Here is an 11,562-nt window from a genome sequence, read left to right on the forward strand (position 1 = left end):
CTAAATGGCCCCAACGACGCATCTTAGGGACTGTTGCAGTAAAGCTCAATAACGGACGAGGCCTATCGTCGTGTCAGATCGACATGACGGTCCGCCCCTAGAGTCCGTCGAGCAACTCCTCGCTGCGATCCATGGTTACCTGACGGATCGACAGGCGAATTTCCGCGGGCAGCACGCGCTTGGCGGCGCCTTCTGCCAACTCGGCGAACTCCGGGTGGTGGCTGAGTTTGCCGGCTTCGTCCTTGCGCAGCACGCCCTGGTCGAGCAGGGTCTGGATGAAGTGGCGGAACAGGCTCTTGTCGAAGAATTCCGGGGCGTTCAAGCCGTGCAGGATCGACAGGCGCTGGGCCATGACCGTGCACAGGTCCTCCAGCTCCTCGGCGCTGATGCTGTTCTGCCCGGCATTGAGCAGCAGGGCGCTGGCCATGTAGAAGCGCTGCAGCGTCTGGGCGATGGCGCGGGACAGCAGGGTCAGCAGCACGAAGTGCCGCGAGCTCGGCGCCGGGCGCACGTACAGGTCGTTCTCGACCTTGAGCAGACCCTGTTCGACGAAGGCCTCCAGCCACTGATCGACCACGCCTTCGAGTTCATCCGCGGACCAGCGGATGTACAGCTCGGCCTGCAGGTAGGGATACAGCGCGTGAACGAAGCGCAGGATCTGTTCGCGGCTCATCCGCCCGCTGCTCTGGAAGAAGCTCGCCAACAGGCCGGGCAGGGCGAAGATGTGCAGCACGTTGTTGCGGTAGTAGGTCATCAGGATGGCGTTCTGCTCATCCAGATAGAGAATGCGCCCCAGGGCATCCTTCTGCTCGGAAAGCAATTCCATGCCGCGCACGTATTCGATCAGGGCCAGGCCGTCGCCTTCCGGCACGGTGGTATGCGGCGAGTAGGGCACGCGGCGCAGCAGGCTCTGATACAGGTCGAGGATGCGGGTCAGGGCGCGCTCATCGAGGGCCAGCTTGCTGGTGGAGAGCAGCGCCAGGGCCACCAGGTTGACGGGGTTGATCGCTGCCGCTTCGTTGAGGCGCTGAGCCACCCGCTCGCCGAGGCGGTTGGTGGTCTCGTTGAGCCAGGCCGGGCGATAGTCCGGCCCCAGGTTCTGGTCGCGCCAGTCCGGCTGTTGCCCGTCGAGAAAGCTGTCGAGCTTGATCGGCTCGCCGAAGTTGACCCAGACATGGCCGAAGCGCTGCTTGAGCGCGCCGATGACCTTGAAGATATCGAAGATCGATTCCTTCTTCTTGCTCGCACCACGCAGCTCGCCCAGATAGGTGCGGCCTTCCAGCACCCGCTCGTAGCCGATGTACACGGGCACGAACACCACCGGCAGGCGATGGCTCTGCAGATAACTGCGCAGGGTGATGGCGAGCATGCCGGTTTTCGGCCGCAGCATGCGGCCGGTGCGCGAACGACCACCCTCGACGAAGTACTCCACCGGATAACCCTTGCTGATCAGGGTGTGCAGGTACTCGTTGAACACGGCCGTATAGAGCGGGTTGCCCTTGAAGGTACGGCGCATGAAGAACGCACCGCCGCGGCGCAGCAGGCCACCGATGACCGGCATGTTGAGGTTGATGCCGGCAGCGATGTGCGGCGGCGTCAGGCCGTTGCGGAACAGCAGGTAGGACAGCAGCAGGTAGTCGATATGGCTGCGGTGGCAGGGCACGTAGATCACCTCGTGACCCTGGGCGATGTCCTGCACGCCTTCGATATGGTTGACCTTGATGCCGTCGTAGATCTTGTTCCAGAACCAGGACAGGATCAGCTCGAGAAAACGGATCGCCGTGTAGGTGTAATCCGACGCGATCTCGTTGCCGTAACGCAGGGCGAGGGCCTCGGCCTTGTGCACCGGAATGTTCTCGCGCTCGGCCTCTTCGGCGATCGCCTGGCGAACTTGCGGGCCATGTACCAGGCCCTTGACCAGATTGCGCCGGTGCGACACGTCCGGGCCGATGACCGCGGCCTTCTGGTTGCGAAAGTGCACCCGCAGGATGCGGTGAACCATGCGCAGGGTGCGCTCCTGGCCCTTGTTCTGCGCGATCAGCTCGCGCAACTGGATGGGGGTGGAAAACTGCACGCGGGTGGTGCGGCCGAGGATCAGAATGCTGACCAGACGGCGCAGGCGGCCGGTGACCGCCCAACTGTCGGCGAACAGCAGCTTCCAGGCGCTGGTTTCGTGATCCGGCGACTGGCCCCAGAACACGCTGACCGGAATGATCTGCGCTTCTTCCGCGCTGTTTTCGCCAAGGGCCGTGACCATTCGCTGCAAGGTCGGCGAAATGCCGCGCTTGTCCTGACGGCCGAGCCAGTCGGGTTCCGGGGTCAGGTAGAAGAACGCCGCCGGTTCCATCAGCTCGCCGACTGCCACCGGCAGCACCGGCCGCGGCAAACCAGCCTTGGTGCATTCTCGATCGAGTACCGCCAGATCGCTCACCGAAGGCTGCTGCAGCACGTAGAACACCGGCTTGCTGCGGTCGAGCTTGAGGGTGAACGCCGACTGGTTGATGGTTTCCGAGCGCACCCACAGGTACAGGAGGCGGCGCAGGGTACCGAATGCGAGACGGCGAAGCGGGGAGCGGGTCATACGAGATCTGGCTGTGGCGACGAGCCTGTGCTCGGGGGCGCTAGTGTGCCGGATCACCGCCCTGTCGGCAAAATCTTGTAAAAGTTGGCGTTTCGTCGCGAAAAGTTCATTTGACAGCTACCTGCTGGTGCACGAGGCAGTCCCGCGCAGGTGGCGAGATCGCCTCGGCGGCGAATCTGCATGCTCCGGTCACGGGAGGGGCGGAGTACGACGCGTCTGCCTAAGCTTATTCGAATAAGCTATTTAATTATTTTTCATCCATTCAATTAGGGTATATCGACTCCGCGTCGTGGCCCTCGTTTGGTAAGGCGCGACGTCTTGCAAATCGAGGTGTGTATGGTTCATCCGACGGCTGCCGAAAGCGGTTCGCCCGCGCTGCAGAATACATCAGGCGACGCCCTGGACCTGGCGCCGCGCCTTGCCCCAGCGCGCATTCTGCGCAACGACGAAGAGGCGCTGCAGGCGGCGCACGAACTGGCCGAGGCGGCGCGCGATCAGGCCATCGAGCGTGACCGCGAGCGTCAGTTGCCCTGGACCCTGATCGAGCAGTTCACCGCCAGTGGCCTGGGCAGCATCGCCGTGCCCCGGGAGTTCGGCGGCCCGCAGGTGTCCTATCGCACCATCGCCGAGGTCTTTCGGGTGATTTCCGCGGTGGACCCGGCCCTCGGGCAGATTCCCCAGAATCAGTTCGGCATGCTCGCCCTGCTGCAGTTGCTGGGCACCCCGGCGCAGCGCCAGCGGCTGTTCGGCAGCGTGCTGCAGGGCTGGCGCATCGGCAACGCCGGGCCGGAGCGCAGCAGCAAGCACACGCTGGATCTGCGTGCCCGGGTAGAACACGACGGTCAGCGTTACCTGCTCACTGGCGAGAAGTTCTACTCCACCGGCGCCATTTTCGCCCACTGGGTCGCCGTAAAGGCACTGGATGAGCAGGGGCAGCCGGTGCTCGCGCTTATCCAGCGTGGGCGTCAGGGGTTGCGCATCGTCGATGACTGGTCCGGCTTCGGTCAGCGCACCACGGCCAGTGGCACGGTGCTGCTGGACCGGGTCGAGGTGGATGCCGAGAACCTGATCCCGCTTTGGCAGTTCGGCGAACGCCCCAGCATTCAGGGCGCCGCCTCCCAGCTCATCCAGGCCGCCATCGATGCCGGTATCGCTGCTGGCGCGCTGCGCGACGCGATTGCCTTCGTCCGCGAGAAATCCCGGCCCTGGGTCGATGCCAATGTCGAGCGGGCCAGTGACGACCCCTACGTGATCGCCGACATCGGCCGTTTGCATGTGGATCTGCATGCTGCCGAGGCGCTGCTGCGCAAGGCGGCTGGGGTGCTCGACGATGTCAGTGCCGACGTCATCGATGCCGATGCGGCCGCGCGCGCGTCGATTGCGGTCGCCGAAGCCAAGGTGCTGACCACCGAGATCAGTCTGCTGGCCAGCGAAAAGCTGCTGGAGCTGGCCGGCAGCCGCGCCACCCTGGCCGAGTTCGGCCTCGACCGGCACTGGCGCAACGCCCGTACCCATACCCTGCACGACCCGGTGCGCTGGAAGTACCACGCCGTTGGTGCCTACCACCTCAACGGGCGTCACCCCGCCCGTCACTCCTGGATCTGAGCCATGAACGCATCCTTGAATCCCGCGCCGGCACTGATCGGCAGTGACGCCGAAGCGCTGGAGATCGCCAATGCCCTGTCCGAGGTATTTCGCGCCGGCTCCGCCCAGCGAGACCGTGAACGCCTGCTGCCGCAAGCCGAACTGGAACTGTTCAGCCGCTCCGGTTTATGGGCGATCAGCGTGCCGAAGGCATTTGGTGGCGCCGGAGTTTCCAGTGTCACCCTGGCCAGGGTGATCGCGCGAATAGCCCAGGCCGATGGCTCGCTCGGGCAGATCCCCCAGAACCATTTCTATGCCCTGGAAGTGCTGCGCATCAACGGCAACGTCGAGCAGCAGCGCCGCCTGTATGGCGAAGTACTGCAGGGCGTGCGCTTCGGCAACGCGCTCGCGGAGCTGGGCACCAAAACCTCGCAGGATCGCACCACGCGGCTGATCGCCGATGGCGAGAACTTCCGCATCGACGGGCGCAAGTTCTACGCCACCGGTGCCCTGTATGCCCAGCGCATCCCCACCCTGGCGGTAGACGAGCAGGGCATCGGCCACCTGGCGTTCGTGCCTCGCCATGCCCCAGGGCTGGAAATCATCGATGACTGGAGCGGCTTCGGTCAGCGCACCACGGGCAGTGGCTCGGTGCTGTTGCAGCAGGTGCCGGTAGCTGCCGCCGATGTGGTGCCGTTCCAGGCTTCGTTCGAGCGCCCGACCACGGTCGGCCCCTTCGCCCAGTTGCTGCATGCCGCCATCGATATCGGTATCGCCCGTGCAGCCTACGAGGACACCCTGAGCTTCGTGCGCAACAGTTCCCGGCCGTGGATCGACTCGGGCGTGGACAAGGCCAGCGATGATCCGCTGACCCTCAAGGCGATAGGCCGGCTGGCCATTCATCTGCATGCCGCCGAAGCGCTGCTCGAACGCGCCGGCGAACACCTCGACCGCGCCCAGGCTGCGCCCGATGCGGCCAGTGTGGCGGCAGCCTCCATCGCCGTGGCCGAGGCGCGGGCCATCGGTACCGAGGCTTCGCTGGCGCTGTCCAGCAAACTGCTCGAACTGGCCGGCAGCCGCGGCACCCTGGCCGAGCACAATCTGGATCGCCACTGGCGCAATGCGCGGACCCACACCCTGCACGATCCGGTGCGCTGGAAGTACCACGCGGTGGGCAACTACTACCTCAACGACGCGCTGCCGCCGCGCCGGGGAACCATCTGATGGCCCGGCAGATTCTCCTCAACGCCTTCAACATGAACAGCGTGGGGCATATCCATCACGGTTTGTGGACGCACCCGCGGGACAATTCCACGGCCTTCAATACGCTGCAGTACTGGACCGATCTGGCCAGGCTGCTCGAGCGCGGGCTGTTCGACGGTCTGTTCATCGCCGATATCCTCGGTGTCTACGACGTGTACGGGCAGGGCGTCGATCTGACCTTGCAAGAGGCCATCCAGCTACCGGTCAATGATCCGCTGCTGCTGGTCTCGGCCATGGCCGGGGTTACCCGGCACCTGGGCTTCGGGGTGACCGCCAACCTGACCTATGAAGCGCCGTACCCGTTCGCCCGGCGTCTTTCCACCCTCGATCACCTGAGTGGCGGCAGGGTGGGTTGGAACATCGTCACCGGCTATCTGGAAAGCGCCGCCAAGGCCATGGGCCTGGGCCAGCAGGTCGAGCATGACCGCCGCTATGATCAGGCCGACGAGTACCTCGAGGTGCTCTACAAACTGCTCGAGGGCAGTTGGCAGGACGATGCACTGGTCGTCGACCGCGCTCGGCGTGTCTATGCCCAGCCCGGCAAGGTGCACAAGGTGGTGCACCAGGGCGAGTTCTATCAGGTCGAGGGTTACCACCTCAGCCAGCCGTCGCCGCAACGCACCCCGGTGCTGTTCCAGGCCGGTTCATCGGCGCGCGGGCTGCGCTTCGCCGGTCAGCATGCCGAGTGCGTATTCATCGGTGGGCACAACAAGACCGCGGTGCGCGAGCAGGTCGACAAGGTGCGCGCCAGCGCATTGAGCGCCGGTCGCCCGGCCGAGGCGATCAAGGTGTTCATGGGCATCAGCGTGATCGTCGCCGCTACCGAGGCCGATGCTCGCGACAAGCATGCCGAATACCTACGCTACGCCAGTGCTGAGGCGGGGCTGGCGCATTTTTCCAGTTCCACCGGCATCGACTTCGCCGAGTACGGCCTGGACGAACCGATTCGTTACCAGAAGACCAATGCCATCGAGTCGGTGGTCAAGGCCTTTACCGCACCGGACAGTGGCTGGACCAAGCGCCGGCTGCTGGAGCAGCACGCCCTCGGTGGCCGCTACCCGGTGCTGGTCGGCTCGCCCTCGCAGGTAGCCGATCAACTGCAGGCCTGGTTCGAGGAGACCGGCCTGGACGGCTTCAACCTGACCCGCATCGTTTCGCCGGAAAGCTACGCCGACTTCATCGAACTGGTGGTGCCCGAACTGCAGAACCGCGGCCTGTACAAGACCGCCTACGCCGATGGCAGCCTGCGCCACAAGCTGTTCGGCCAGGGCCCACGCCTGCCGGAAAACCACAGCGGCGCCGCCTGGCGACGGGCTGACGCTGCACCGCCAATCGCCAATGCGGCCAACCACTCTCACTGATCGACCAAGGATGAAAGCCATGTCTACATTATTGAAAACCCTCGCGCTGGGTACCCTGCTGAGCGTTTCCGGTCTGGCCGCAGCAGCGCAGCCACTGAAGCTCGGCACCACCGCTGCCTTCGCCCCGGCTCTGGAGGTGGCGGTCGCCGAAGCCAAGAAGCAGGGGCTCGAAGTGGAGCTGATCGAGTTCAGCGACTGGATCGCGCCCAACGTCAGCCTTGCCGCTGGCGATATCGACGTGAACTACTTCCAGCACGTGCCGTTCCTCGAGAATGCCAACAAGGATGGCGGCTACGATCTGGTGCCCTACGCGCCGGGCGTGATCAACAACGTCGGCCTGTACTCGAAGCGGTACAGCGACTTCGCCAGCCTGCCCAAGGGCGCCAAGGTGGCGATCGCCAACGACCCGGTAAATGGCGGGCGTGGTCTGCAACTGCTGCAGAAGGCCGGGCTGATTACCCTCAAACCCGGCGTTGGCTACCGGGCCACCCTCGAAGACGTGACCAGCAACCCGAAGGACATCCGCATCATCGAACTGGAAGCCGTGCAACTGGTGCGTGCGCTCGATGAGGTCGATCTGGCCCAGGGCTATCCGCAATACATCCGCCTGGCCGGCACCCACGATCCCGAATCGGCACTGTTGTTCGATGGCGTGGACAACCCCGAGTACATCATCCAGTTCGTCATCCAGCCAGCCAGCAAGAACGATGAGCGTCTGCGCAAGTTCGTCGATATCTACCAGCACTCGCCGGAGGTCCGTGCGGCCCTCGACAAGGCCCACGGCAAGCTCTACCAGCCAGGCTGGAAAAGCTGAGCATGAGTGGTTTCGATCCCCACCTGCAGCAGGTCGCTCAGGCCCGCCAGGACAGCGAAGCGCAACTGCGCTTCGTCGGCCTCAACAAGGTTTACGCGAGCAACGAGGGCACGGTCCAGGCGCTGCGTGATATCGACCTGGCCATCAACCGCGCCGAGGTGTTCGGCATCATCGGCCGCAGCGGCGCCGGCAAGTCTTCGTTGATCCGCACCATCAATCGCCTGGAAACGCCGAGCAGCGGCCAGGTGCTGATCGATGGCGAAGACATCGGCCTGCTCGATGAAGATCACTTGGTACAGCTGCGCCGACGCATCGGCATGATCTTCCAGCATTTCAACCTGATGTCGGCCAAGACCGTGTGGCAGAACGTCGAACTGCCGTTGCGGGTCGCCGGCGTGCCGCGCGAGCAGCGCCAACGCAAGGTGCGCGAGTTGCTGGAGCTGGTCGGCCTGCAGGACAAGCATGGCGTCTACCCGGCGCAGTTGTCCGGCGGCCAGAAGCAGCGCGTGGGGATCGCTCGCGCGCTGGTGCACGATCCGCAGATCCTGCTCTGCGACGAGGCGACGTCGGCCCTCGATCCGGAAACCACCCAGGCGATCCTCGGCCTGTTGCGCGAGATCAACGAGCGCCTGGGGCTGACCATCGTGCTGATCACTCACGAGATGGCGGTGATCCGCGATATCTGCGACCGCGTGGTGGTGCTCGAACAGGGCGAAGTGGTCGAGCAGGGCGAGGTCTGGCGCGTGTTCGGCTCGCCACGGCATGCGGTCACCCGCACCTTGCTGGCGCCGTTGCGCCATGGCCTGCCGGCGGACGTCCAGGCGCGCCTGCGCGCCCACCAGCAAAACCCTGAGGATGCCCTGGTGCTGCGCCTGCAGTTTTCCGGCAGCAACCCCGAGCCGGATCTGGGCGCAGTGGCCGGGGCGCTCGGTGGGCGTCTGGCATTGCTCGATGGTGGAATCGAACGCATCCAGGGCCATGCCCTGGGCTACCTGCTACTGGCAGTGAGTGCTTCACCGCACAGCCATGAAGCGCTCTTGAACAACGCCCGTCAGTTGGCGGATCACGTGGAGGTACTGGGGTATGTCGCTGCTGCTTGATCGTCTCTGGCAGGCGTTTCTCGACACCCTGCTGATGGTCGGCGTGTCGTCGCTGCTGGCCTTGCTCGCGGGCATTCCGCTGGCGGTATTTCTGGTCACCAGCAGCAAGGGCGGGATCTTCGAGGCACCGCGGCTGAATCAGTTGCTGGGCAGTTTCGTCAACCTGTTCCGCTCGATTCCCTTCCTGATCCTGATGGTCGCACTGATCCCGTTCACCCGCTGGGTGGTAGGTACCAGTTACGGCGTATGGGCCGCCGTGGTACCGCTGACCATCGCGGCTACCCCGTTCTTCGCGCGGATCGCCGAGGTCAGTCTGCGTGAGGTCGATCATGGCCTGATCGAAGCGGCCCAGGCCATGGGCTGCCGCCGCTGGCACATCGTCTGGCACGTGCTGTTGCCCGAGGCGCTACCGGGCATCGTCGGCGGCTTCACCATCACCCTGGTGACCATGATCAACTCCTCGGCCATGGCGGGCGCCATCGGTGCTGGTGGCCTCGGCGACCTGGCTTACCGCTACGGTTATCAGCGCTTCGACAGCCAGGTGATGTTGACCGTGATCGTCGCTCTGGTGGTGCTGGTCAGCCTGATCCAGTTCGCGGGCGACCGGCTGGCGCGGGGCCTGAACAAGCGGGCTTGACGCGTTCGCCGTTGGTTTTGGTGGGCTGAAGCCCACCCTGCGCCCATCCTGCAGTCTACCCTTCAGGCCGTTGCTCAGGCGCTGTGCGGGAATGGCTGCGGGACGCTCTGCGTCCGATGTATAGCCCAGACTGGCGCAGAGCGGCCCGGCCTAGGCTTCCCACGCTGGGGCGTAGGAACCAGCAAACCAGTTTTGGGTTATCAGGAGAGTTGCCAGCGTGTTCAGTGCTCTGATGGTCGATGTGGATGGCGTTCTGATTTGCGGTCGTCCCGCTGACGGTAAACCTTGGGCATTCTCCCTTGAAGAGGACCTGGGTGTTTCACCTGTGGATCTTCAGCGAGAGTTCTTCACTCCTTACTGGAACGATATCGTCCTAGGTCGTTGCGCCTTGGTCGATCATTTGAAAACTGCTTTGGCAAAGGTAGCGCCAGCTCTGTCCTGCGATGACTTTATTGCCTACTGGTTCGAAAACGATGCGCGTCTGAACGGTGACCTGCTGGCCGAGCTTCGCCAACTGCGCGCTGGCGGGGTAAAGGTCTATCTGGCGACCAATCAGGAGCATGTTCGCGCGGCATACCTATCCGACACGCTCGGCCTGGGTCATGACGTTGACGGTATTTACTACTCCGCTGCATTAGGTCACCGCAAACCCGATCGAGCTTTCTTCGAGCAGGCAGCCTTGCTGTCTGGATTTTCGGTTGAGAAGTTGCTGCTGATCGACGACACCCCTGCGAACGTCACGGCTGCACAGGCTTCAGGATGGAGCGCCAATCTTTGGCGAGAGGGAGACTCTCTGCTCAAAATACTGAGTAAGTTCTGATCATATCTGTTGCGCGGGAATGCCTGTAGGGGGGCTCTGCGCCCGATGTCCAGCCCAGGCTGGCGCTGAGCGCCCAGGCCGAGGATCCGACGCAGGAGCTTGCAATCCATCAATGGAAACTGCGTCCCCGTCGCGGACGGCGATCCGCTCCAGCTCATTATCTGCGCGCATCAACCCCATGCAACCAGGCTGCGCTACCAATCATGATGCCGTGTACGCGTTCTGGTGCGTGGTGTTTTTGATCCCTGCTATAGCCGTGATGAATATCCGGATAAGAAACCTCTATTAGACGATGAGCACGCCTCTGCCCGACTATCGGGGTACGCGAATGGAATCAGCGCGCTTGAACGTTGATAAAAACAAGAAAGAGGAAGGATCATGGCAGCCGCTCGCCTTGTCCGAATTGAAGCCGCGGATTGTCCGCGCAGCGCCGGTCCGCCATGGACCCTGTGTGCATCCCCTGCAGTAGATTCGCCGTACGCCCCAGCCCCGCAGTGCCAGCCACTGTCCGCACCTACGCTCTACCACCCCATCTGCGCACGCATCGATCGCCCGTCGATCAAAGGCCCCGTCGTGTTTCCCGTACGCGGTCTCACACCGCTTCGTGGCGGCGTCTCGTGAGCGGCGTGCGGTGGATCGCCGGGCTGGGCTTGGCGCTGTTTCTCTGCTCTCTGGCCGGATGGGCAGTGGCCGAGCATTGGGACTGGCTGCGCCTGCCGCTGTCTGGCAGCGATGAGCACCGAATCGATGTGCGGGCCGCCTGGCATGGACGTGTGATGGTGGTGAGCTGGAGCGTGATGCTCCCCCTCGGCGTGCTCGCGGCACGCTATTTCAAGGTCATGCCGGGTCAGGGCTGGCCTGCGGTGCTCGATAACAAGCGCTGGTGGCGGATGCATCTGTGGCTGCAGGTGGGTGGCAGCCTGGCCGGGTTGCTGGGTGTGCTGCTGGTACTGGGTATGGCAACCCGGCAGACGGCGTTGGCGCAGTGGCATGCGCTGTGTGGCTGGCTGGTGATGCTGTGCGCGTGCGTCCAACTGGTCAGCGGGTTCTTGCGCGGCTCCAAGGGCGGGCCGACCTGTGAGCAATGGCAGGGCGATCACTACCAGATGACTTCGCACCGGGTGCGTTTCGAGCGGCTGCACAAGAGCATTGGCTGGTTGGCGTTGCTGCTGGCGCTGATCGCCACCCTGATAGGCATCACCATGGTCGATGCGCCGCGCTGGATGGCACTGTCCATCGCCGCCTGGTGGGCCGCGTTGTTCATGGTCGGCCTGTTGCTGCAGCGGGCAGGCCGCTGCATCGATACCTACCAGGCCATCTGGGGGCCTGCCCCTACCCACCCGGGCAATCGCCGCCGGCCTATCGGCTGGGGGGTACGTCGCTTGCCTGGAGACTGACTGGC

At 64.1% G+C, this 11,562-nt stretch carries 8 protein-coding genes and 1 pseudogene; 8 read left to right on the forward strand and 1 reads right to left on the reverse strand.

The features are described 5' to 3' along the window. Positions 1 to 97: 97 nt before the first annotated feature. The gene (gene plsB, locus QRN22_RS22175; RefSeq protein WP_042554970.1) at positions 98 to 2,581 is read right to left on the reverse strand and encodes a glycerol-3-phosphate 1-O-acyltransferase PlsB; all 2,484 of its coding nucleotides are present in this window, start codon (positions 2,579 to 2,581) and stop codon (positions 98 to 100) included. 336 nt (positions 2,582 to 2,917) lie between these two features. Here plsB and QRN22_RS22180 point away from each other — a divergent pair, with 336 nt between their 5' ends. From QRN22_RS22180 to QRN22_RS22215, 8 genes and pseudogenes are all read left to right on the forward strand, one after another. Then, positions 2,918 to 4,186, forward strand: coding sequence for an SfnB family sulfur acquisition oxidoreductase (locus QRN22_RS22180; RefSeq protein WP_285404034.1), 1,269 nt, complete (start codon positions 2,918 to 2,920; stop codon positions 4,184 to 4,186). A 3-nt stretch (positions 4,187 to 4,189) separates the two neighbouring features. Next, the gene (locus QRN22_RS22185) at positions 4,190 to 5,389 is read left to right on the forward strand and encodes an SfnB family sulfur acquisition oxidoreductase (RefSeq protein WP_042554644.1); all 1,200 of its coding nucleotides are present in this window, start codon (positions 4,190 to 4,192) and stop codon (positions 5,387 to 5,389) included. Beyond that, the gene (locus tag QRN22_RS22190) at positions 5,389 to 6,789 is read left to right on the forward strand and encodes an LLM class flavin-dependent oxidoreductase (RefSeq protein WP_042554645.1); all 1,401 of its coding nucleotides are present in this window, start codon (positions 5,389 to 5,391) and stop codon (positions 6,787 to 6,789) included. The genes QRN22_RS22185 and QRN22_RS22190 overlap by 1 nt, the downstream gene beginning before the upstream one ends. Before the next feature lie 19 nt (positions 6,790 to 6,808). Further along, positions 6,809 to 7,603: a MetQ/NlpA family ABC transporter substrate-binding protein gene (locus QRN22_RS22195; protein ID WP_042554646.1), complete on the forward strand. Its 795-nt coding sequence runs from the start codon at positions 6,809 to 6,811 to the stop codon at positions 7,601 to 7,603. Between the two features lie 53 nt (positions 7,604 to 7,656). Further along, a pseudogene (locus QRN22_RS22200) lies at positions 7,657 to 8,703 on the forward strand (methionine ABC transporter ATP-binding protein); the annotation flags it as partial. Next, a complete protein-coding gene (locus QRN22_RS22205) occupies positions 8,687 to 9,340 on the forward strand; it encodes a methionine ABC transporter permease (protein WP_042554648.1) in 654 nt (217 codons plus the stop codon). The pseudogene QRN22_RS22200 and the gene QRN22_RS22205, both read left to right, overlap by 17 nt. Before the next feature lie 217 nt (positions 9,341 to 9,557). Continuing rightward, on the forward strand, positions 9,558 to 10,160 hold the full coding sequence (locus tag QRN22_RS22210; protein WP_197077030.1) for an HAD-IA family hydrolase: 603 nt from the start codon (positions 9,558 to 9,560) through the stop codon (positions 10,158 to 10,160). Between the two features lie 617 nt (positions 10,161 to 10,777). Next, the gene (locus QRN22_RS22215) at positions 10,778 to 11,557 is read left to right on the forward strand and encodes a cytochrome b family protein (protein ID WP_197077031.1); all 780 of its coding nucleotides are present in this window, start codon (positions 10,778 to 10,780) and stop codon (positions 11,555 to 11,557) included. The last annotated feature ends 5 nt before the right edge of the window (positions 11,558 to 11,562 follow it).

The sequence above is a fragment of the Pseudomonas sp. MEJ086 genome, from assembly GCF_030209025.1.
Classification (GTDB): Bacteria; Pseudomonadota; Gammaproteobacteria; order Pseudomonadales; family Pseudomonadaceae; genus Aquipseudomonas; species Aquipseudomonas fulva_A.